We start from the raw sequence: 20,504 nt of genomic DNA, 5'->3' as shown, positions 1-20,504 counted from the left end.
TGGATTTTTGGTGGGTCGGGAACTTAGTCGTCACGACAGGAAGCACACATTGTGTGTCAGACATTCTTAGAAGGAGGGCGACCGTGGAGCTCACCGTGTGGGGCATCATCACTGCCATCGTTGTTGGTCTCATCGTCGGGGCGCTCGGCCGCCTGGTCGTTCCGGGTCGGCAGAACATGCCGATGTGGCTGCACCTGCTGATTGGTATCGGCGCGGCTCTGCTGGGGACGGTGCTGGCGCGGGCGATGGGTATCGCGACCGAGACCGCCGGTATCGACTGGACGGAGCTGCTGGTGCAGGTCGTGGTGGCCGCGATCGCGGTCGCGCTGGTGGCCGGCGTGGGTCGCCGCCGCAGCGTCACCCGGTAACAACCTGGCATCACCGCACCACGGAAAAGGGCGCCCGACCACCGGTCGGGCGCTCTTTCGTGGTGGAGTGCCCGGATTCGGCCCGGTACCACGGCCGTTCCGGTCGGTTCCCTGCGGTACGGTCGCCACGCTTCGGCCTGTCCGCCACTGTCGTAAAGGATTTCTTCGTACTAAGGTGCGGCGGAGAAGGTAAGTTCCAGGCGGCGTGAGGGGAGAAGTGGCGTGAACAGGTGGAAGCGGCTGGCCCCGGTCACCGCCTTGGTGGCCTCGGCCGCGATGGTGCTGACCGGCTGCGGAGGGTCCGACGAGAAGGCGGGCGACGACAGCAAGCTCACGGTCTGGATGATGGGCGAGGGCGGCGACGCGCAGAACAAGTTCCTCGACGGCGTCGAGGCGGAGTTCCGCCAGAAGCACCCCGACACCGACGTGGTCGTGCAGTACATCCCCTGGCTTGAGGCGCCCAAGAAGTTCCAGGCCGCGCTCGCCGGTGGTGAGGGACCGGACATCACCGAGCTGGGCAACACCGAGACGCAGGGCTGGGCCGCGCAGGAGGCGCTCGCCGACGTCAGCGGTCGGATGGGCGGCTGGGCGGACGGCAAGGACCTGCTGCCCGACCTCGTGCGCAACGCGCAGCTCGACGGCAAGCAGTACGGCGTCCCCTGGTACGCGGGTGTGCGGGCGATCTACTACCGCACCGACTGGTTCGCCGAGGCGGGCGTGCAGCCGCCGAAGACCTGGGACGATCTGGTCACCGTGGCCAAGGCCGTGCAGGCGAAGAAGCCGGGCACCTACGGCATCGCGCTGCCGGGCAACTCCGAGCTGCCCTTCTACTCCTTCCTCTGGGGCGCTGGCGCGGAGATCGCGACCAACCAGGGCGGCGCCTGGAAGTCCGGCTACACGACGCCGGAGGCGCAGCGGGCCGTCAAGTACTGGACCGACCTCGTGACCGTCCACAAGGTGGCCCCGCCGGCCGCCGCCGGCTGGAACGAGATCGACGCGCGCACCCAGTTCGCCACCGGCAAGGCCGCCATGGCGTTCGCCGGTAGCTGGCAGCAGGCCGCAATCAAGAAGGACAACCCCGAGATCGAGAAGGTCTGGGGTACGTTCCCGATCCCCGGCCCGGACGGCAAGGCCGCGCCCGGTTTCGCCGGTGGTTCGGACGTGGCGATCTGGAAGGACAGCGAGCGTCAGGACCTGGCCTGGGACTACCTGACCGTGCTGCTGAACAAGAAGAACGCGCAGAGCTTCGCGAGCAGCCTCGGCTTCTTCCCGGTCTACAAGGATCTGGTCGCCGGTGACACGTACGCCAACGACAAGGTGATGGCGGCGTTCGCCACCACCCTGCAGAACACCAAGCTCACGCCGCTCACCCCGAAGTGGGTGGAGGTCAGCCGCACGAAGACGGTGACCCAGGCGATGAACAGCTCGGTCATGAAGGGTCAGAAGACGGTCGAGAAGGCTACCGCCGACGCGGCCGGTGAGATGGAAAGCATCCTCAACTCCAAGTGACCACGCTGACCGAGGTGCCGGAGACGGCCGCCGCGCGGGAGAACCCCGCGCGGCGGCGTCGCCGGGTGGACCGCCTGCCCTACCTGCTGCTCCTGCCGGCCCTGGTGATCATCGGGGTGCTGCTGCTCTGGCCGCTCGGCCAGGTGGTGGCGATGTCCTTCTACCGGCTGAACAGCGTCCGGCAGTTGCGCGGCGACCGGGAGTGGCCGTGGGTGGGGCTCGGCAACTACACCGACATCCTCTCCGACCCGTTCTTCCTGACGGTGCTGCGCAACACGGTGCTGTTCGCCGCGGCGAACGTGCTGCTCACGATGGTGCTCGGCACCCTGGTCGGGCTGCTGCTCAACCGGCTCGGCCGCAAGATGGCCACCTTCGTCGCCAGTTGCGTGATGCTCGCCTGGGCCACCCCGGCGCTGACCGGCACGATCGTCTGGAAGTGGATTTTCGACGACACGAGCGGGCTGGTCACCTGGCTGTTCAACGCGCTGCCCGACGGCCTGTCCAACGGTCTGTTCGGCCGCAGCGACTGGACCGGCTACGGCTGGTTCAACTCGCCGCTGCTCTTCTTCGCCATCCTGACCCTGGTGGTCGTGTGGCACTCGTTCCCGTTCATCGCGGTGAGCGTGCTCGCCGGCCTGAAGAGCGTGCCGAGCGAGTTGCACGAGGCGGCCCGGGTGGACGGCGCCAGCCCGTGGCGGGTCTTCTGGAAGATCACGTTCCCGCTGCTGCGCCCGGTCTTCGGGATCCTGATCGTGCTCTCCACCATCTGGGACTTCAAGGTCTTCACCCAGCAGTTCGTCCTGGCCGGCGGCACCCAGGACCGGCCGACGTTCATGCTCTCCATCTACTCGTACGCCGAAGCCTTCTCCCCGCCGCCGAAGTACGGCCTCGGCGCCGCCATCGCGGTGATCCTCACGCTGATCCTGCTCGTGGTGACCGGCTTCTACGTACGGATGGTGCTCAAGCAGGAGGACGAGTCGTGAAGAAGGTGGCACTCAACGCCGCCGGGCTGCTGGTCGCGCTCTTCGCGGCGTTCCCGGTCTACTGGATGATCTCGACCTCGTTGAAGCCGAGCAGCGAGATCTTCTCGTCCACCCCGCAGCCGGTGCCGGCCCACCCGACGCTGGCGCACTACCGGGAGATCCTGACCGGCAACCTGATCCCCGGCGTCAGCTTCCTGGACTTCTTCGTCAACAGCGCGATCGTCGCCGTCGCGACGGTGGTGCTCAGCGGCCTGGTCGCCCTGCTCGCCGCGACGGCGGTGGCCCGGTTCCGCTTCAAGCTGCGGACCAGCTTCCTGATCATGCTGCTCGTGGTGCAGATGATCCCGCTGGAGGCGTTGGTCATCCCGCTGTTCCTGATGATCCAGCGGCTCGGGCTCTACAACACCCTGCCCAGCCTGATCCTCACGTACCTCGGCTTCTCGCTGCCGTTCGCGGTCTGGATGCTGCGCGGCTTCGTCGCCGCCGTGCCCAAGGAGCTGGAGGAGGCGGCGGCAATCGACGGCGCGAGCCGGGCCCAGACGTTCCGTCGGGTGCTGTTCCCGCTCGTCGCGCCCGGCCTGGTCGCCACCAGCATCTTCTCCTTCATCACCGCGTGGAACGAGCTGATCTTCGCGTTGACGTTCATCAACGACCAGAGTCGCTACACGCTGCCGGTGGCGATGACGTTCTTCTTCGGCCGCGACGACACCAACTGGGGGCCGGTCATGGCCGCCTCCACCCTGTTCACCCTGCCGGTCATCATCTTCTTCCTGCTGGTGCAGCGGCGGATGGTCTCCGGCCTGGTGGCCGGCGCCGTCAAGGGCTGACAGGTCGGCCGAGGGACGGGCCCGCGGCTCGAGGGGTCGAGCCAAGCCGGAGGTTGCGGACGGGCGGGATGCCGCCCCGCAACTAGGCTGTCCGGCATGACGGGCAGGGTGGCAGCGGTGAACATCGGCGTCGTGACCGAGGCGGCGTGGGCGGGCGACGCGAGCGGTCGCAGCGGCATCGACAAGCGTGCGGTCGACGGGCCGGTGGCGGTGCTCACCGATGGCCTGGCCGGTGACTTCATCGGCGAGCGGGCCGTGCACGGCGGGCCGGACAAGGCCGTCTACGCGTACGCCGAGGAGGACGCCGCGTGGTGGTCGGCCGAGATCGGCCGGTCCATCCGCTCGGGCGGCTTCGGGGAGAACCTGACCACCTACGCCATCGACGTGACAGGCGCGGTCATCGGCGAGCAGTGGGCGGTGGGCACGGCGGTGCTCCAGGTGACCATGCCCCGTACCCCCTGCACGACGTTCGCGGGTTTCTGGGGCGTGCCCGACCTGATCCGGCGCTTCACGGTGCGGGCCAGCCCGGGGGCGTACCTGCGGGTGCTGAGCGAGGGCGAGGTGGGTGCCGGTGACCCGGTCGAGGTGGTGGACCGGCCCGCGCACGGCGTGACCATCGGCGAGGTGTTCCGGGCGACGAGCCTGGAGCCGGAGCTGCTGCCCCGCCTGCTGGACGCGGACGACCTGCCCGAGCCGATCCGCGAGAAGGTCCGCCGCCGCCTCACCTCCCGAGGCTGACCGCTACGCAGCGCCGACGGCGCGGCTGACCGCAGCGGCGGGACGACGGCACGGCTGACCGCCGCGCCGCGCCGACGGCACGCCTGACGCGACGGTGTGCAGCCGGCGGCCGGTAAGAACCGGATGACGGGGCCGCGGGCGAGCCGCTGCCCGTATTGTCCCACTGAGGGCTTGCGGTGGAGGCCGGGTGGAGCGCGATGTCGATGGCAACGGACGGCGGCGCCACGGCAGCGACGCCCCCCGATTCGGGCCTGGAGCGTCCGGCGTTCCTGGAACTCTTCTTCGACCTCGTCTACGTCTTCGCTCTGGTCACCCTGGCAACCATGCTGGCCGACGACCTGAGCTGGACCGGCTTCGCCGAGGTGCTGGTGCTGCTGCTCGCGTTCACGATGATCTGGGCGCTGGTCGCGTGGACGGCGGACACCATCAACCTGACCAGTCCGTCCGGGCAGGGGCATCTCATCACGGTGGCGGCAGCCAGCCTGCTGTTGGCGGCGGTCGCTGCCGACGCGTACGGCGAACGCGCGCTGCTCTTCGCGATCACCTTCGTGGTCATCCCGCTGAGCACCACCGCCTACTACGCCGTTGTCGTCTCGAAGGGTCGGGCCCTGCCGCGGTCGACCATCCGGATCCAGGCGTGGAAGTCCGTCACCGGCGTCGCTTGGATCGCCGGAGCGCTCGTCGGCGGCTCGGGCCAGCTGCCGATCTGGGCGCTCGCTGTCGTCGTCGAGTACGTCGGGGCGGTGTGCGGCTGGCCGCTGCCCCGGATCGGCCGCTCACGACCGCGGGACTGGCGGCTGGTCGACGCGCGGGTGGCCGAGCGCTACCGGCAGTTCGTCATCATCGCGCTCGGGGTGTCGATCTTCGTGACCGGGACGACCTTCAGCGCAAGCGAGTACACGCTGGCGAGAGCCTGGGCCCTGCTCGTGGTGTTCAGCACGGTGGTCCTGATGTGGCGGATCTACATCTACCGCGCCGGTGAGCTGCTGACCGACGCCATCGCCCGGTCGACCGACCCGGCGCTGCTCACCCAGTCCGCCGCGGCCACCCACCTGATCATGGTGGCCGGCATCGCCGGCGCGGCGGTCACCAGCCACCTCGTGGTGGGTCGCCCGCTGGGCGAGACCCCGCCGTCGTGGGCCGCGGTCATCCTCGGCGGCCCCGCGTTGTACCTGCTCGGTCGGGGCGTCCTCGACTTCACCGTGTTCGGACGGATCTCGCGGTCCCGGCTGGCCGGCGTGGTGCTGCTGGCGTGCCTGGCGCCGGCCACGCCCCTGCTTCCGCCGGTCCTGGTCGCGCTGCTCGCCATGATCGTGCTGGCCCTGATCGCCGCCGCGAACCTGATCAGCACCCGACGACACGCCCGTACGCCGGCACCGCCGATGCTCGGGTGAGGCTCCGGGGCGACGCCGCAGGGTGCCGGCGCGCCGACCGCTCAGTGTGCCGGCGCGGCGGCCTCGATCCGTCCGCGACGTGCGGCCAGCCCTTCCCCGACCAGGGTGAGCAGCAGGACCAGGTTCGCCACCACCAGGACGGTAAGCGGCGGCAGCCGGAACACCGCGGGCGCCACCAGGGAGCACAGCAGCACGACCGCCAGCACCACGACCGCCAGCACCCGGGACCAGAGGATCCGGGCCGTCACCACGGCATCGAACAGCACGCTGCCGAGCAGGAACAGCGCCGGCCCGCCGAGGATGGCGGCCATCACGTCCACCGGCGTGCCACCGGACGGCCGAGCGATGACCATCGACGTGCCGGTCGAGACCAGCACCACCCCGGCCACCATCACCAGATGGGTGTACGAGGTGGAGGTGCCGGGGCGGACCCGCTCCACAGTCGTGACGCTCGGTGGGGCCAGGATCCGGTTCACGCGCTGGAAGTAGAGCTGGAACAGCAGGACCGCGCTGACGAAGGCGACCGCGCCGGCGGTCACCTGACCGGCGGTGAACCCGCTGCGGGCGAGCCCTGTGCCGGTGCTCAGGATCAACTCCCCGAGCGCGACGATGAAGATCGCCCGGTGCCGCTCGGAGAGGTGCAACCCGGTGAAGATCTGGCTGGCGAGCTCGGTTCGCCCCAGCCCCGGCGTCGGCCAGCCGATCCGTGCCGAGCCGAGGTCGACCGCCACCGCGAGTGACCACAGCACCAGTCGGGCCGTCTCGTCCACGAACACCCCGGCCACCCAGGGCGCCACGGTGATGCCGAACCAGAAGAAGACCCGGACGCTGCGGGCCTGGATCGGACGGTTCACCCGGGTGCCGGGGATCAGGACGGCATCGCGGACCAGGTGGATGCCGAAGTACGCGGCCACGAAGAGCCACCCGTACCTGCCGAAGGCGTACGGTGTCGCGATCGCCATCAGCAGGGTGCCGAGCATGACCAGCAGGACTGTCGCCTGGATGATCGGCAGCCGGGGGTCGAACAGGTCGGTGAGCCACGCCGTGAGCACCCAGACCCACCAGGCGGCCAGCAGCAGGACGGCGGTCTGCGCCGCGCCCCGCACGGTGAGGTTCTCGCCCAGGCTGGTGGCGAGCCGGGAGAGCAGGAAGATGTAGACGAGGTCGAAGAAGAGTTCCAGGAAGGTCGGATATTCCGGCTCGCCGCGACGGCGGAGGATCCGGGGGAGCGGAGCGGACGTCATCGCGTCTGCCTCCTGTGCCACCCCCGCGCCCCGGGCAGGCGCTGCGCCCCGGCTCTGCCTACCCGTCACGCTACCGACAGTGCGGCACCGGGTGGCCCGGAAGCGGATACGAGAACGGCCCCCTGCCGCCGTTGGCAGGGGGCAGTTCTCAGTCGCGGGTGATCAGCGCAGCCAGGGGATGTTGCGGTCCAGCAGACCGCGCTCCTTGAGCTCCTTGCGCAGCGGGATCTCGTCGTCGACGTACCCGTCCCAGTTGATGCCCCAGTAGTTGGCGGTGTGGGTGCCCTCACCGATCAGTTGGCGCTGCACGGGCGTGCGGTTGCGGTACCACTCGCCGTCCAGGTCCGGGTGCAGCTCGTCGAGCGGGCGGATCCACCGGTAGGTGTAGCCGACGAAGAGCATCTTGCGGGTGATCGTCGACAGGTTCGTCGAGCGGGAGTGCCACTGCCGACGGTCGAAGATGAACGCGTCGCCCGGGTTCGCGGTGATCTCCACCGTGCCCTCCGGGTCGGGGTTCTGCACGGTGAGGTCCGCCGGCCGGGGCAGCGAGTTCTTCAGGTGGCTGCCCGGGATGACCTTGGTGGCGCCACGGCCAGTCTCCGACAGGTCGGAGAGCACGTACGCGACCTTCAGCGAGAACATCGGCCGGGGCAGGTTCGGGTCCATCGTCTCCGGGTCGGAGTTCTGGCGGTACCCGTCCTGGTGCCAGCCCCAGTACGGCTTCTCCGGCTCGGCGGCCGGCGGGGTGACGTCCAGGTGGTTGTGGTGGGTGTAGATGTTCCAGCCGGCCAGCCCCCACATGTACGGGAAGGCGATCGGGTGGGTGAGCAGCTCGCCGAAGAGCTCGTCGCGCTCCAGGAAGCCCAGCAGGTGCAGCGTGCCGTCCTTCTTGGTGTTGCCCTTGGCCTGCTCCTCCGCGTAGACGCGGTCGACTGCCGCCTCCAGCGCCGCCCGGTGGTCCTCCGTCAGGACGTTGCGCAGCAGGAGGAAACCCTGCTCGTGGAACTCCTTGCGGTCAGTGTCGCTGATCGGTTCGTAGCCGGTCCGGTCGCCGTAATCGAACACCGCGTCGTACCCCTCCCCATGAGGTGAAACCATTTCTGGCACAGGCCGCCGATCGTAACGCGACTGTCCAGGCATCGGGGAGGGCGTGCGACGCGGGCGGGCCCGGGCCAGACCTTGTGCAGCGGTACTGCTGCGCACAGTGACATCTCTGGGGTCAATTGGGTGTTATGTGGTGCACTGCCCGATTGTGCGGTGACTGCCGGTTAAGAGATCCGGGTCGCTCAGCCCTCGGCGAAGACCTCGGCCACCACCTGGCCCGCTGGCCCCTGCTCGCCGGTGACCCGGCCCCAGGTGCCGTTGCGGGCGGTCCACTCCAGGTCGCCGAAGCGGACCCGCTTCACCCCGTGGTCCTGGGCGTGCGAGACCAGCCAGTGCGCGTACCGCCAGCCGTCGCGCTTGTCGTCCGCCGTCACCGCCAGCCCGGTCTGGCTGGCCGGGTCGGCGCTCGACACACCCCAGTCCAGCACCAGGTTGCGGGTCAGCTCGGCGGCCGCGGCCGCGCCGTGCATCATCGGCGTACGCCCCACCGTGCACGCCACCGCGCCGGTGACGTCGCCGAGCAGGGCCTTGGTGAGCACCTCGGAGTCGTCGGCCCACTTCTGGTACGCCTCGGGGAACGCCGAGCGCTGCACCCGCTGGGCGGCGTCGGTGACCCGCATCTTCTCCCAGCCGCGTACCTTCTTGAGCGCCTTGTAGAACCGGTTCGCCGCGTAACGGGGGTCGCGGATCTGCGTCGCAGTGCCCCAGCCCTGACTCGGGCGCTGCTGGAACAGGCCGACCGAGTCCCGGTCGCCGTCGGCGAGGTTGCGCAGCCCCGACTCCTGGTACGCGGTGGCCAGCGCGATCACCACGGCCCGCTCCGGCATCCCGCGCTGGGCGCCGATCGCCGCGATTGTCGCCGCGTTGGCCATCTGCTCGACGTCCAGCGCGACCTGGCCGTCGGCCTGGACCGTGCAGGTCCGTCCGGCCAGCGGCAGGCGCAGTTCGTTCCCGACCTGCCGGAGGACGAGCCAGATCGCGATCACGGCGACGAGGATGAGCACCACTCCACCCGCCACGGCTGCCCGAGTTCGCACCCACACCCCCTGAACGACAGTTCGACAAGCGTACGTCCCCGGTGGCGTCGTCCGGGTCGTCCGAGCGGTTCGGGGTCCGCGGTGCCGACGCGTACCGATCGGGACGTTCCCGCTCCGGCGCCGAACTCACCTGCCCGGCAGGCCGGACTCCGGCCTGTCTCCCAGGTCACCCGAGCCCTGCTGTGGGGAAGCGATGGGCCGGTCGGGGGCTTGAGCGATTGACACGTCAATTACGGGACCGGAAACGGGTCCCGACCAGGCAAGGAGGAGTTCGATGGGAACGCTGGACGGCAAGGTCGTACTCATCACCGGCACCGGCGGCGGTCTGGGCCGCGTCGCGGCGCTCACCTTCGCCCGCGAGGGCGCGAAGGTCGTCGGAGCCGACATTCAGATCGACGGCAACAACGAGACGGTCGACCTCGTCCGGGCGGCCGGCGGGGAGATGACGAGCATCGCGCCGGTCGACCTGACCGACCCGGAACAGGCCCGGAAGCTCGTCGAGGACGCCGCGACCGTCTACGGGGGGCTCGACGTGGTCTACAACAACGCGGCCGCGCTGCGCTTCGGCCCGATGCCGGACTTCTCGGTGGAGGACTGGCGCTACACCATCACCGGGGAACTCGACATTCCCTACTTCGTGTCGAAGTTCGCCTGGCCGCACCTGGTGCGGCGCGGTGGCGGCGTCATCATCAACGCCGCCTCGATGGCCGGCATGATCGCGGGCCAGGTCCCCCCGATGGTGGGCCACACCGCGGCGAACGCCGGCGTCATCGGTCTGACGCGGCAGCTCGCGCTCGAAGGGGCACCCCACGGCATCCGTGCGGTGGCCGTCAGCCCCGGCCCGATCCTCACCCCGGCCAGCGAGCGGGACCTCGGCGACAACCAGGCGGCCCGGGACGCCATCACGGCGAAGACGCTCCTCAAGCGCTTCGCCCGTCCGGAGGAGGTCGCCGAGCTGGTGGTCTTCCTCGCGTCCGACCGGGCGTCGTACATCACCGGGGCGAACTACCCCGTCGACGGCGGCGCGACCGCCTGGTGACCCGACCGGACACCGGGGTAGGACCGGCGAACGACGGTCCTACCCCGCGTGATCACCGTGATCGGCGTCCAGAGCGGCCACCCATCGAGTCAATCGCTTCTCCCGGAACGCGGTGACCCCCTCGCGCCCCTCGTCGGACAGGAAGTAGCCGGTCGAGAGGACGGACAGCCGCGCCAGGTCACCCCGCAGCTCGGCGGTGCCCGGTCGGCGCAGCAGCTCCTTCGCGCCGGCCAGCGCGCCGGGTGCGCCGCGCACCAGCGAGTCGCAGTAGCGCCGTACCGCGTCGTCCAGCCCGTCCGCCGGCACGCTGGCGGTGACCAGGCCGATCTCGGCCGCCCGTCGGCCGTCGAAGGTGTCGCCGGTCAGGTACAGCTCGGCGGCGGCGCGCGGGTGCAGGCGGGGCAGCACGGTCGCCGAGATCACCGCCGGGATCACCCCGATCCGCACCTCGGTGAACGCGAACGTCGCCTCCTCGGCGCAGACCGCCAGGTCGGCGGCCGCGATCAGGCCCAGCCCGCCGGCCCGCGCCGGCCCGGCGACCCGCGCGAGCACCGGCTTCGGGCATTCCCAGAGGGCCGCGAGGACGTCGCCCAGCATCCCGGCCGGCACCGTTCCGCCGGCGTACGCCGCAGCGGTCTCCTTCAGGTCCGCGCCCGCGCAGAAGACCGGGCCCGTGTGGTCCAGCACGATCACCCGGACCGCGTCGTCGGCCACCGCGTCGGCCAGCCCGGCCAGCAACTGGGTCATCAGGGCGGTGGAGAGCGCATTGCGGTTGTGTGGGCTGTCCAGGGTGAGGGTGGTCACCCCACGGGCCGTGGCGACCCGCACGAGGACGTCGGGAGAGGTCATGCCGGGCACACTAGTGGCCATGCCCGGCGTCCTTCCAGATGGTGAGACCGTCCCCGTCGACGGATCGCTGCCCGCCACCGCCACCTCGGCGGTCGGCGCGCGCGGCTTCGGCGTGTACGTCCACGTGCCGTTCTGCGCCAGCCGCTGCGGCTACTGCGACTTCAACACCTACACGGCCGCCGAGCTGGGCGGGGGCGCCAGCCGCGAGGCGTACGCCGACACCGTGCTGGCCGAGCTGGCGCTCGCCGCCCGCGTGCTCGGCGACAACCCGCCGCCCCGGGTCGACACGGTCTTCGTCGGCGGCGGCACCCCCACCCTGCTCCCCGCCGACGACCTGGCCCGCATCCTCGACGGCATCGACCGCACCTGGGGGCTCGCCGCCGACGTGGAGGTGACCACCGAGGCCAACCCGGAGTCGGTCACCCCGGAGTCGTTGCGGCGGCTGCGGGCGGCCGGCTACACCCGGATCTCGCTGGGCATGCAGTCCGCCTCCCCGGGGGTGCTGGCGATCCTGGACCGCAAACACAGCGCCGGTCGGGCCACCGACGCCGCCCTGGAGGCACGCGACGCCGGGTTCGAGCACGTCAACCTGGACCTGATCTACGGCACGCCGGGGGAGCGGGCCGAGGACTTCGCCGCCACGCTGGAGCAGGTCGTCGCCGCCGGGGTGGACCACGTCAGCGCGTACGCCCTGATCGTCGAGGACGGCACCCGGCTCGCCGCCCGGATGCGGCGCGGCGAGCTGGCGTACCCCAGCGACGACGTCGCCGCGGACCGCTACCTGGCCGCGGAGGCCGCCCTCGACGCGGCCGGCCTGTCCTGGTACGAGGTGTCCAACTGGGCGCGCACCGACGCGGCCCGGTGCCGGCACAACCTGCTCTACTGGACCGGCGCGGACTGGTGGGGGCTCGGCCCGGGGGCGCACAGCCACGTCGGCGGGGTGCGCTGGTGGAACGTGAAGCACCCCACGACGTACGCCCAACGGTTGGCCGCCGGCGCGTCACCCGGCCTGGCCCGCGAGGTCCTGACCGTCGACGAGGCGCACATGGAGGACGTGATGCTGCGGCTGCGGCTCGCCAGCGGGCTGCCGCTGGCGGTGCTCGACGCGGCCGGCCAGGCCGGCGCCGAGCGGGCACTCGCCGACGGCCTGCTGGCCGCCGGGGACTACGCCGCCGGCCGGGCGGTGCTCACCCTGCGCGGCCGGCTGCTCGCCGACGCGGTCGTCCGCGACCTGCTGCCCTGACCCCTCGCGCCGCCCGGCCGCCCCGACCCCGCGCCGCCCCCGGGCGGGGGTGGCGGTGCGCCGGACCGGCCGGGGGAGCGGCCGGCCCGGATCACTTGATGAGGTTGGCCGAGAGCGGGTAGCGGTAGAGGCTGCCCTCGTTGGCCTTGATGCCGGCGATGATGCCGAACACGGCACCGAGGATGATGGCCGCCCCGACGCCGATGAAGCCGATCAGGATGCACGCGAGCACCCAGCCGACCAGGCCGACGATCGACCAGATGAGCTGGAAGTTCAGCGCGGCGACGGCGTGTGCCCGGACCGTCGGGGACTGGTTGCCCCGGACCAGCAGCGCCACCAGCGGAGCGATCCAGCCGAGCACGCCGCCACTGATGATCATCCCGGCCGCGCCACCGAAGTGTGCGACAAGCGCCCAGGTCTTGTCCTCGTTGTTGGCGTAGCCGCCGCCCGGGCCGCCGAACGCGCCGCCGGTCGGATAGCCGCCAGTCGGGCCGCCCGGCGGGTAACCGCCCGGCGGAGGGTAGCCACCTGGCGGTGGGTAGCCGCCCGACGGCGGTTGGTCACCGGTGGGCGGCGGATAGCCACCGGCCGGGGGATAGCCGCCCGGGCCGGGTGCCCCGGACAGTGGTGCGGTGGGCGGCTCGGCCGCGGAGGACGAGCCCGGGGGAGTCGGCTCCGGCGGGTAAGTGCCGGGGTCTCCCGCGCCGGGAGGGCGAGGTGGTTCAGTCATGACTGTCACGGTAGGTGTCGGCGGCAACGTCGCACCAGAGCGACACCGCCCGGCCCCGCGGGCCGATCGGCTCGGGTGGGGTGGCGCGGGCCGCACCGACGACCTGTCGTTGATCATCGCGTCGGCGGGGGCGCCGACGTAGACTGGCACTCGTTACAGTCGAGTGCCAGGACGGCCGTCGGCCCCGCGCGGGCCCACGGCCGACGTGCGACAGGAGGTGCGGAGGATGGGTCTGGACGACCGCAAGCTCGCCGTGCTCCGCGCCATCGTCGAGGACTACGTCTCCACCCAGGAGCCGGTCGGCAGCAAGGCGCTTGTCGAGCGGCACCAGCTCGGGGTCTCCCCGGCAACGGTCCGCAACGACATGGCCGTGCTGGAGGAGGAGGGCTACATCCGGCAGCCGCACACCAGTGCCGGCCGGGTGCCCACCGACCGCGGCTACCGGCTCTTCGTCGACCGGCTGTCCCGGGTCAAGCCGCTCAGTCCGGCCGAGCGCCGGGCCATCGAGCGCTTCCTCGTCGGCGCGGTCGACCTCGACGACGTGGTGCACCGCACCGTACGCCTGCTCGCCCAGCTCACCCGGCAGGTGGCCGTCGTGCAGTACCCGTCGCTGGCCCGCTCCTCGGTGCGGCACCTGGAGCTGGTGCCGATCTCCACCACCCGGCTGATGCTCGTCATGATCGCCGACACCGGGCGGGTCGAGCAGCGGCTGGTGGAGCTGCCCGGGCCGGTCCCCGCCGACGACGTCACCGACCTGCGCCGGCTCGTCAACGAGAAGCTCGCCGGTGCCCGGCTGTCCGACACTCCGCCGCTGGTGCAGGCGCTGGTCGAGGAGGCGCTGCCCAAGCTGCGTCCGACGATGACCACCCTCGCCACGGTCCTTCTCGAGACGCTCGTCGAACGGCACGAGGAACGCATCGCCCTCGCCGGCACCGCCAACCTCACCCGTGGCGGCCTGCTCGACTTCCAGGGCTCGCTGCGGCCGATCCTGGAGGCGCTGGAGGAGGAGGTCGTGCTCCTCAAGCTCATCGGCGAGACCGAGCCGAGCACGACCCGGGTGCTGATCGGCGACGAGAACGAGTTCGACAACCTGCGCGCCGCCTCGGTGGTCAGCACCGGGTACGGCCCGGGGGCCACCATCGTGGGTGGCCTCGGCGTGTTGGGGCCCACCCGCATGGACTACCCCGGCAATATCGCCACGGTGCGCGCCGTGGCACGCTACGTGGGCGAGCTGCTGGCCCAGAACTGACCAGTCAGGGCCGACGGCCGGCTGCGGCCGCCGGTCGGCGTAACGCGAGACGAACATGAGGACACGGAACGCAGTGGCCAGGGACTACTACGGCATCCTCGGTGTCAGCCGGGAAGCCTCCGATGACGAGATCAAGCGCGCCTACCGCAAGCTGGCGCGCCAGTTCCACCCGGACGTCAATCCGGACCCGGAGGCTCAGGAGAAGTTCAAGGACATCAACGCCGCGTACGAGGTCCTCTCGGACGACCGGAAGCGGCAGATCGTCGACCTGGGTGGCGACCCGCTCGCCCCGGGAGGCGGCGGCGCCGGCGGCCCGGGGGGCCCCGGCGGAGCCGGCCCGTTCGTCGGTTTCCAGGACATCATGGACGCGTTCTTCGGCGGCGCGGGAGGTGGCGCCCGTGGCCCACGTCCGCGTACCCGCCCGGGCGCCGACGCGATCCTGCGACTCGAACTCGACCTGCACGAGACGGCGTTCGGCGTCGAGGCCCCGATCACCGTCGACACCGCCGTGCTCTGCACCACCTGCTCGGGCGCCGGCACGGCCGCCGGCACCCACCTGGCCACCTGCGAGGCGTGTGGTGGTCGGGGTGAGGTGCAGTCGGTGCAGCGCACCTTCCTCGGCCAGGTGGTCTCCGCCCGGCCGTGCACCGTCTGCCAGGGCTACGGCACCACCATCCCGCACCCCTGCCCCACCTGCGCCGGCGACGGTCGGGTGCGCACCCGCCGTTCCCTCACCGTCAAGATCCCGGCCGGTGTCGAGGACGGCATGCGGATCCGGTTGGCCCAGCAGGGCGAGGTCGGCCCGGGCGGCGGCACCGCCGGCGACCTCTACGTGGAGATCCACGAGCGGCCGCACGACGTCTACTCCCGCAAGGGCGACGACCTGCACTGCCGCGTCACCGTGCCGATGACGGCCGCCGCGCTGGGCACCCGACTCACCATCAAGACGCTGGACAGCGAGGAGACCGTCGACGTCAAGGCCGGCACCCAGCCGGCCAGCACGCTGCGGCTGCGCGCCCGGGGCGTGCCGCACCTGCGCGGCACCGGCCGGGGCGACCTCTACGTGCACCTCGACGTCCGGACGCCCACCAAGCTCGACCCCGACCAGGAGAAGATGCTGCGCGACTTCGCCAAGACCCGTGGTGAGGAGGTCGCCGAGCTGACCAAGCAGGGCGGCTTCTTCTCCCGGATGCGCGACGCGTTCAACGGCCACGCCTGACGTGTCCGCGCCGCTCTTCCTGGTCGAGGCGCTGCCCACCGGCGACGCGCTGACCCTGGACGGCCCCGAGGGGCACCACGCCGCCACCGTCCAGCGACTGCGCGTCGGCGAGGAGCTGCTGCTCGCCGACGGCCGGGGCGGCACGGCCGCCGCCGTGGTCACCGCCGTCGGCAAGGGCAGCCTGGAGGCCACCGTCACCTCCCGGGGGTACGCGGACGCGCCCGTACCCCGGATCGTCACCGTGCAGGGCATCGCCAAGGGTGATCGGGGCGAGCTGGCCGTGCAGGCGATGACCGAGGTCGGGGTGGACGAGATCGTGCCCTGGGCGGCGTCACGCTCGGTGGCCCAGTGGCGCGGCGAGCGGGGCGTACGGGCCCGGGAGAAGTGGGTCGCCACCGCCCGCGAGGCGGCGAAGCAGGCCCGCCGGCCCTGGCTGCCGGTGGTGGCCGGTGCGCCGGACGAGTCCACCGCGACTGTCGTCCGCCGCATCGCCGGTGCCGCCACGGCTTTCGTCCTGCACGAGGAGGCCGAGGAGCGGCTGACCACCGCCGAGCTGCCGTCCGCCGGTGAGATCGTCCTGGTCGTCGGCCCGGAGGGCGGCATCGCCCCGGCCGAGCTGAGCGCGTTCAGGGAGGCCGGCGGCCGGCCGGTGCGGCTCGGCCCGGCGGTGCTGCGCACCTCCACCGCCGGAGTGGCCGCGCTCGCCGTGCTCGCCACCCGCCTCGGCCGCTGGTAGCCGCTGCCAGCCCGACGCGCCGCTGTCAGCCCGACGCGCCGCTGTCAGCCCGACGCGCCGCTGTCAGCCCGACGCGCCGCTGTCGGTCCGACGCCGCTGGTGGTCGCCGCGCGTCGCTGTCGGCTCCACGCCGCTGGTAGCCGCCGCCCGCTGCTGTCTGCCCGACGTCGCTGTCAGCCCGGCTCCGCGGTCAGCCCGACGTCGCCGGTCGCCGAGGGGCTCGGTGTCATGCCGGGCCCTTTGCTCTGCTTCAACCGGCGCAACACTTTCTGCCGTCCACTGTTGCGTCCGTTGAAGCAGAGCAAAGGACGTGTGCAGGGTGCTCGGGCCGGCTCAGGGGAACGCACGGGAGGCTGCCCGGGGTGCGGGCGGCAGGGCCGGGCGGCAGGGCGGCAAGGCGGGGCGGCAGGGCGGCAGGGCGGCAGGGCGGGGCGGCAGGGCGGGGCGGCAGGGCCGGGCGGTGGCCGCCGTGGTCGGCCACCCCGCTGGTCAGCTGCGCAGGTAGGAGGCGCCGTTGAGGTCGACGATGGTGCCGGAGGCCCACTCGGCCTGCGGCGACGCCAGCCAGTGCACCGCCGCGGCGATCTCCTCCGGCCGGGCCACCCGGTCGAACGGGCTCTGCGCCCGGATCGCCGCGCCCTGCTCGCCGCGCAGGTGCTCGGTCGTCATGTCGGTCGCCACGAAGCCCGGCGCGACGGTGGTCACCGTGATGCCGTACGGCGCGAGCGCCACGGCGAGGGACTGCCCCAACGCGTTCAGTCCCGCCTTGCTGGCGCCGTACGCCGGCTGGTCCGGCTCACCCCGGAACGCGCCCCGGGACGACACGTTGACGATCCGGCCGCCGCGCTCGCGCAGGTGCTGGGCGGCGCACCAGATGACGTTTCCGGCCCCGGTCAGGTTGGTCTCCACCGCCTGACGCCAGCGCTGCTGCCACTGCTCGTATGAGGTGCCGAAGACCGGGTGCGGGGCGTCCCGGTCGCCGTACACCCCGGCGTTGTTGACAAGCACGTCGAGCCCGCCGAGCAGTTCGGCGGCCCGGTCGACCATGGCCCGGACCGCGTCCGGGTCGGTGAGGTCGGCGCGGACCACCACGTGCCCCGAGCCGGGCAGCCGCGCGCGCAGCTCCTCGGCCGCGTCGGCGGAGTCGCGGTGGTGGATGGCCACCCGGTCGCCGCCTGCGGCGAACGCCTCCACCACGGCGCGGCCGATGCCGCGCGAGGAACCGGTCACCAGTACCGCCCGATCCGTCATGCCGGCCATCCTGCCTCAGCCGCACCTTCCCTACTTACACTGCCCCGATGGGATCCGACTGCCTGTTCTGCCGCATCGTCGCCGGGGAGATCCCGGCCACCGTGGTCCGGGAGACCGCCACCACGCTCGCCTTCCGCGACATCGACCCGAAGGCCCCGGTGCACGTCCTGGTCATTCCGAAGGAGCACTACGCCGACGTCGCCACGCTCGCCGAGGGCGACCCGGCGCTGGCCGGTGCGGTGCTCGCCACGGCCGCCGCGGTGGCCGAGGACGAGGGGCTGCTCGGCGACGGGTTCCGGTTGATGTTCAACACCGGGGCGTACGGCGGGCAGGAGGTGTTCCACGCCCACGCGCACCTGCTCGGTGGCGCTCCGCTCGGCCCGATGCTCGCCCGGGACCTGGCGTGACGGCCGGACCGGACGCGTACGACCGGTTGGGTCGGCTGGTCCGGCGGGTGCAGGCCGACGCGCGGGTGCCCGCGGTGTCGGCGGCGCTGCACCGCGCCGACCGGCCGCTGTGGACCTGCACCGTCGGGGGCACCGGGACCGACAGCCCGTTGGGGCCGGGCACCCAGTTCCGGATCGGCTCGGTCACCAAGACCTTCACGGCGGTGCTCACCCTGCAGTGCCGCGACGACGGGCTGCTGGACCTGGACGACCCGGTGGGCCGGCACCTGGACCTTCCCGCGCACGGCGAGCTGACCGTACGCCGGCTGTTGTCGCACACCGGCGGCCTGCAACGCGAGCCGTTCGGTGACGTCTGGGACACCCTGGACGCGCCGGACGTCGAGCAGTTGGTGGCCGGACTGGACCGCGCCGAGCGGGTGTTGCCCACCGGGCGGCGTTTCCACTACTCAAACCTGGGCCTGGCCGTGCTCGGCCTGCTGGTCGGCCGGCTGCGTGGCGGGAGTTGGGCGGAGGTGCTCGCCGAGCGGGTGCTGACGCCGCTGGGGCTGACCGACACCACCGTGACGCCCCGGCCCTCGGCGGCCACCGGATACCTGATCGACGCGTACTCCGACGAGGCGCACCCGGAGCCGCCCACCGACTTCGGCGCGGTCGGCCCGGCCGCCCAGCTCTGGAGCACCGCTACCGACATGGCCCGCTGGGCGGCGTTCCTCGCCGACCCGGCGGCGCTCGACCCGGCCGGCGCGGTGCTCGCCCCGGGCACCCTGGACGAGATGCGCTGGCCGCTGACCACCACCGACGAGACGCTCTGGGGGGCCGGCTTCGGGCTCGGCCTGATCCTCGTCCCGCAGGGCGAACGGGTGGTGCACGTGGGGCACGACGGCGCGATGCCGGGCTTCCTGGCCGGCGTGTACGGCCGCCGGGGCGGCGACGGTACGGCCGGCGCGATGGGCGCCGCCGTGCTCGGCTCGTCCGGTACGGCGGCCGAGCTTTTCGAACTGCCGCACCAACTGCTCACCGAGGCGGTCGAGCACGACCCCGCCGACATCGAGCCGTGGGCGCCCGGCGCACCCGCTCCGGCGGCCCTGCGGGGGATGCTCGGCCGCTGGTGGGGCGAGGGTTCCGAATATGTCTTCTCCTGGCACGACGGCGCCCTTCAGGCGCGCGGGGTCCGGGACCCGGCGGATCGCCCGCCCGCGGTCTTCGCGCCGCTGCCGGACCGGCCGGACGTGTTCCGGACGGTCTCCGGCCGGGAGGTCGGCGAGCTGCTGCGGCTCACCCGGGACGAGTCCGGGGCGGTGGTCCGGATGCACTGGGCGACCTACCGGTTCACCCGCCACCAGGAGACCTTCGACAGGTACGACTTCCGGGCCGGGAGTTGATCGCGGCCAGCGGAAATGGGCGCGATGCGGCCCGCGTTGACCCGATACGATGGGTGTAACGTCCACGCCGTGCCAGCAGGGCCGGCGCCGAGATCGAGAGCAGGTGCGCAGGGCCCTTCGGCCCGACCTATGACCGGCACCCCACCTCCCGGCCCGCCCCGGGTGCAGACCAGGATCACCGTGCCCGACTCCAAGATCATGGTCAATCTGCTCGGCGCGGGCGACGAGATCCTTCGACTCGTCGAACGCTCGGTCGCCAGTGACGTGCACGTCCGGGGCAACGAGATCACGATCACCGGCGCCCCCGCGGACAACGCCCTCGCCGAGCGGGTCTTCAGTGAGCTGCTCGAACTCATCGAGAAAGGCGAGACCCTGACCAGTGACGCCGTCCGGCGTACCGTCGGCATGCTCGAGCAGGGCAGCGCCGAGCGGCCCGCCGAGGTCCTGACCCTCGACATCCTCTCCCGCCGCGGGCGCACCATCCGCCCCAAGACACTGGGGCAGAAGCGGTACGTCGACGCGATCGACTCGCACACCATCGTCTTCGGCATCGGCCCGGCCGGCACCGGCAAGACCTACCTGGCGATGGCGAAGGCCGTCCAGGCGTTGCAGGCCAAGCAGGTCAACCGCATCATCCTGACCCGACCGGCGGTCGAGGCGGGGGAGCGGCTGGGCTTCCTGCCCGGCACGCTCAACGAGAAGATCGACCCGTACCTGCGCCCGCTCTACGACGCGCTGCACGACATGCTCGACCCGGAGTCCATCCCGAAGCTGATGGCCGCCGGGACGATCGAGGTCGCGCCGCTGGCGTACATGCGGGGCCGGACCCTCAACGACGCGTTCATCATCCTGGACGAGGCGCAGAACACGACGCCCGAGCAGATGAAGATGTTCCTCACCCGGCTCGGCTTCAACTCCAAGATCGTCGTGACGGGTGACATCACCCAGGTGGACCTTCCCGGCGGGACGAGCAGCGGCCTGCGGGTGGTCCGGGAGATCCTGGAGAACGTCGACGACGTGCACTTCTCCCAGTTGTCCAGCTCCGACGTGGTTCGCCACCGGCTGGTCGGGGAGATCGTCGACGCGTACGCCCGCTGGGACGCCGAGCGGGAGAACCAGCAGGCGCAGGGCGTCCATGCCGTGCCCGGGCGACCCGCCCAGGGCGGCCGGGCCGGCCGCCGCCGCTAAAGCAGAG

21 protein-coding genes are annotated in these 20,504 nt (G+C 71.9%); 15 read left to right on the top strand and 6 right to left on the bottom strand.

Features of this window, described 5'->3' with window-relative positions; genetic code table 11:
• The first annotated feature begins 83 nt into the window (after window positions 1–83).
• From MILUP08_RS27630 to MILUP08_RS27605, 6 genes are all read left to right on the top strand, one after another.
• Complete coding sequence (locus MILUP08_RS27630) at window positions 84–368, top strand: GlsB/YeaQ/YmgE family stress response membrane protein (RefSeq protein WP_007463995.1); 285 nt, start codon at window positions 84–86, stop codon at window positions 366–368.
• A gap of 222 nt (window positions 369–590) precedes the next feature.
• Window positions 591–1,877, top strand: coding sequence for a sugar ABC transporter substrate-binding protein (locus MILUP08_RS27625; RefSeq protein ID WP_007463992.1), 1,287 nt, complete (start codon window positions 591–593; stop codon window positions 1,875–1,877).
• Window positions 1,874–2,860, top strand: coding sequence for a carbohydrate ABC transporter permease (locus MILUP08_RS27620; RefSeq protein WP_007463990.1), 987 nt, complete (start codon window positions 1,874–1,876; stop codon window positions 2,858–2,860). The genes MILUP08_RS27625 and MILUP08_RS27620 overlap by 4 nt, the downstream gene beginning before the upstream one ends.
• Complete coding sequence (locus MILUP08_RS27615) at window positions 2,857–3,687, top strand: carbohydrate ABC transporter permease (RefSeq protein ID WP_007463988.1); 831 nt, start codon at window positions 2,857–2,859, stop codon at window positions 3,685–3,687. Before MILUP08_RS27620 ends, MILUP08_RS27615 begins: the two co-directional genes overlap by 4 nt.
• Window positions 3,688–3,783: 96 nt before the next feature.
• Window positions 3,784–4,425, top strand: a complete 642-nt coding sequence (locus MILUP08_RS27610) for an MOSC domain-containing protein (protein ID WP_007463986.1) — start codon at window positions 3,784–3,786, stop codon at window positions 4,423–4,425.
• 197 nt (window positions 4,426–4,622) lie between these two features.
• The gene (locus MILUP08_RS27605) at window positions 4,623–5,819 is read left to right on the top strand and encodes a low temperature requirement protein A (RefSeq protein WP_007463984.1); all 1,197 of its coding nucleotides are present in this window, start codon (window positions 4,623–4,625) and stop codon (window positions 5,817–5,819) included.
• Window positions 5,820–5,860: 41 nt separating this feature from the next.
• Here the strand turns inward: MILUP08_RS27605 and MILUP08_RS27600 are convergent, their stop codons facing one another.
• The 3 genes from MILUP08_RS27600 to MILUP08_RS27590 all read right to left on the bottom strand — a co-directional run bounded on the left by MILUP08_RS27600 (window position 5,861) and on the right by MILUP08_RS27590 (window position 9,204).
• Window positions 5,861–7,063, bottom strand: a complete 1,203-nt coding sequence (locus MILUP08_RS27600; protein WP_007463982.1) for a low temperature requirement protein A — start codon at window positions 7,061–7,063, stop codon at window positions 5,861–5,863.
• Between the two features lie 162 nt (window positions 7,064–7,225).
• A complete protein-coding gene (locus MILUP08_RS27595; protein ID WP_007463980.1) occupies window positions 7,226–8,128 on the bottom strand; it encodes a phytanoyl-CoA dioxygenase family protein in 903 nt (300 codons plus the stop codon).
• Between the two features lie 221 nt (window positions 8,129–8,349).
• Window positions 8,350–9,204 carry a hypothetical protein gene (locus MILUP08_RS27590; RefSeq protein WP_420329264.1) on the bottom strand — a complete coding sequence of 285 codons (855 nt, stop codon included), beginning with the start codon at window positions 9,202–9,204 and terminating at the stop codon, window positions 8,350–8,352.
• Between the two features lie 274 nt (window positions 9,205–9,478).
• Between MILUP08_RS27590 and MILUP08_RS27585 the strand changes: the two genes are divergently transcribed.
• The gene (locus MILUP08_RS27585; RefSeq protein ID WP_007463977.1) at window positions 9,479–10,243 is read left to right on the top strand and encodes an SDR family NAD(P)-dependent oxidoreductase; all 765 of its coding nucleotides are present in this window, start codon (window positions 9,479–9,481) and stop codon (window positions 10,241–10,243) included.
• Window positions 10,244–10,282: 39 nt separating this feature from the next.
• Here the strand turns inward: MILUP08_RS27585 and MILUP08_RS27580 are convergent, their stop codons facing one another.
• Window positions 10,283–11,092, bottom strand: a complete 810-nt coding sequence (locus tag MILUP08_RS27580) for an enoyl-CoA hydratase-related protein (protein WP_007463975.1) — start codon at window positions 11,090–11,092, stop codon at window positions 10,283–10,285.
• A 19-nt stretch (window positions 11,093–11,111) separates the two neighbouring features.
• Here MILUP08_RS27580 and hemW point away from each other — a divergent pair, with 19 nt between their 5' ends.
• Window positions 11,112–12,335: a radical SAM family heme chaperone HemW gene (gene hemW / locus MILUP08_RS27575; RefSeq protein ID WP_193376586.1), complete on the top strand. Its 1,224-nt coding sequence runs from the start codon at window positions 11,112–11,114 to the stop codon at window positions 12,333–12,335.
• A gap of 91 nt (window positions 12,336–12,426) precedes the next feature.
• Here hemW and MILUP08_RS27570 read toward each other — a convergent pair whose 3' ends face one another.
• Window positions 12,427–13,065, bottom strand: coding sequence for a DUF4870 domain-containing protein (locus MILUP08_RS27570; RefSeq protein ID WP_007463972.1), 639 nt, complete (start codon window positions 13,063–13,065; stop codon window positions 12,427–12,429).
• Between MILUP08_RS27570 and MILUP08_RS36285 the strand changes: the two genes are divergently transcribed.
• The 4 genes from MILUP08_RS36285 to MILUP08_RS27555 all read left to right on the top strand — a co-directional run bounded on the left by MILUP08_RS36285 (window position 13,064) and on the right by MILUP08_RS27555 (window position 16,269).
• Window positions 13,064–13,207, top strand: a complete 144-nt coding sequence (locus MILUP08_RS36285) for a hypothetical protein (protein WP_193376585.1) — start codon at window positions 13,064–13,066, stop codon at window positions 13,205–13,207. The two genes, MILUP08_RS27570 and MILUP08_RS36285, sit on opposite strands and share 2 nt — an antisense overlap.
• Before the next feature lie 84 nt (window positions 13,208–13,291).
• Window positions 13,292–14,314 carry a heat-inducible transcriptional repressor HrcA gene (hrcA, locus tag MILUP08_RS27565; RefSeq protein ID WP_007463970.1) on the top strand — a complete coding sequence of 341 codons (1,023 nt, stop codon included), beginning with the start codon at window positions 13,292–13,294 and terminating at the stop codon, window positions 14,312–14,314.
• Window positions 14,315–14,387: 73 nt separating this feature from the next.
• Window positions 14,388–15,533, top strand: a complete 1,146-nt coding sequence (gene dnaJ, locus MILUP08_RS27560; RefSeq protein WP_193376646.1) for a molecular chaperone DnaJ — start codon at window positions 14,388–14,390, stop codon at window positions 15,531–15,533.
• A 1-nt stretch (window position 15,534) separates the two neighbouring features.
• Window positions 15,535–16,269, top strand: a complete 735-nt coding sequence (locus tag MILUP08_RS27555; RefSeq protein ID WP_007463966.1) for a 16S rRNA (uracil(1498)-N(3))-methyltransferase — start codon at window positions 15,535–15,537, stop codon at window positions 16,267–16,269.
• Window positions 16,270–16,758: 489 nt separating this feature from the next.
• Here MILUP08_RS27555 and MILUP08_RS27550 read toward each other — a convergent pair whose 3' ends face one another.
• A complete protein-coding gene (locus MILUP08_RS27550) occupies window positions 16,759–17,520 on the bottom strand; it encodes an SDR family NAD(P)-dependent oxidoreductase (protein WP_007463965.1) in 762 nt (253 codons plus the stop codon).
• Window positions 17,521–17,567: 47 nt separating this feature from the next.
• On the opposite strand from MILUP08_RS27550, the gene MILUP08_RS27545 reads away from it, so the two are divergent.
• The 3 genes from MILUP08_RS27545 (at window position 17,568) to MILUP08_RS27535 (ending at window position 20,497) form a co-directional block, all read left to right on the top strand.
• The gene (locus MILUP08_RS27545; protein ID WP_007463963.1) at window positions 17,568–17,927 is read left to right on the top strand and encodes a histidine triad nucleotide-binding protein; all 360 of its coding nucleotides are present in this window, start codon (window positions 17,568–17,570) and stop codon (window positions 17,925–17,927) included.
• A complete protein-coding gene (locus MILUP08_RS27540) occupies window positions 17,924–19,309 on the top strand; it encodes a serine hydrolase domain-containing protein (RefSeq protein WP_007463958.1) in 1,386 nt (461 codons plus the stop codon). Before MILUP08_RS27545 ends, MILUP08_RS27540 begins: the two co-directional genes overlap by 4 nt.
• Before the next feature lie 129 nt (window positions 19,310–19,438).
• On the top strand, window positions 19,439–20,497 hold the full coding sequence (locus MILUP08_RS27535) for a PhoH family protein (protein WP_039906711.1): 1,059 nt from the start codon (window positions 19,439–19,441) through the stop codon (window positions 20,495–20,497).
• Window positions 20,498–20,504 lie beyond the last annotated feature (7 nt).

It is taken from the genome of Micromonospora lupini str. Lupac 08 (assembly GCF_000297395.2).
In the GTDB taxonomy this organism is placed as follows: Bacteria; Actinomycetota; Actinomycetes; order Mycobacteriales; family Micromonosporaceae; genus Micromonospora; species Micromonospora lupini.
This window is presented reverse-complemented; position numbering and strand designations above follow the sequence as displayed.

What these genes read in the sequence shown, in the direction of transcription:
- MILUP08_RS27610 (WP_007463986.1), top strand. Translation starts at nt 3,784, where the DNA reads ATGACGGGCAGGGTGGCAGCGGTGAACATCGGCGTCGTGACCGAGGCG.
- MILUP08_RS27605 (WP_007463984.1), top strand. Translation starts at nt 4,623, where the DNA reads ATGTCGATGGCAACGGACGGCGGCGCCACGGCAGCGACGCCCCCCGAT.
- MILUP08_RS27600 (WP_007463982.1), bottom strand. Translation starts at nt 7,063, where the DNA reads ATGACGTCCGCTCCGCTCCCCCGGATCCTCCGCCGTCGCGGCGAGCCG.
- MILUP08_RS27585 (WP_007463977.1), top strand. Translation starts at nt 9,479, where the DNA reads ATGGGAACGCTGGACGGCAAGGTCGTACTCATCACCGGCACCGGCGGC.
- MILUP08_RS27580 (WP_007463975.1), bottom strand. Translation starts at nt 11,092, where the DNA reads ATGACCTCTCCCGACGTCCTCGTGCGGGTCGCCACGGCCCGTGGGGTG.
- hemW (WP_193376586.1), top strand. Translation starts at nt 11,112, where the DNA reads ATGCCCGGCGTCCTTCCAGATGGTGAGACCGTCCCCGTCGACGGATCG.
- MILUP08_RS36285 (WP_193376585.1), top strand. Translation starts at nt 13,064, where the DNA reads ATGACTGTCACGGTAGGTGTCGGCGGCAACGTCGCACCAGAGCGACAC.
- MILUP08_RS27570 (WP_007463972.1), bottom strand. Translation starts at nt 13,065, where the DNA reads ATGACTGAACCACCTCGCCCTCCCGGCGCGGGAGACCCCGGCACTTAC.
- hrcA (WP_007463970.1), top strand. Translation starts at nt 13,292, where the DNA reads ATGGGTCTGGACGACCGCAAGCTCGCCGTGCTCCGCGCCATCGTCGAG.
- MILUP08_RS27550 (WP_007463965.1), bottom strand. Translation starts at nt 17,520, where the DNA reads ATGACGGATCGGGCGGTACTGGTGACCGGTTCCTCGCGCGGCATCGGC.
- MILUP08_RS27545 (WP_007463963.1), top strand. Translation starts at nt 17,568, where the DNA reads ATGGGATCCGACTGCCTGTTCTGCCGCATCGTCGCCGGGGAGATCCCG.
- MILUP08_RS27535 (WP_039906711.1), top strand. Translation starts at nt 19,439, where the DNA reads ATGACCGGCACCCCACCTCCCGGCCCGCCCCGGGTGCAGACCAGGATC.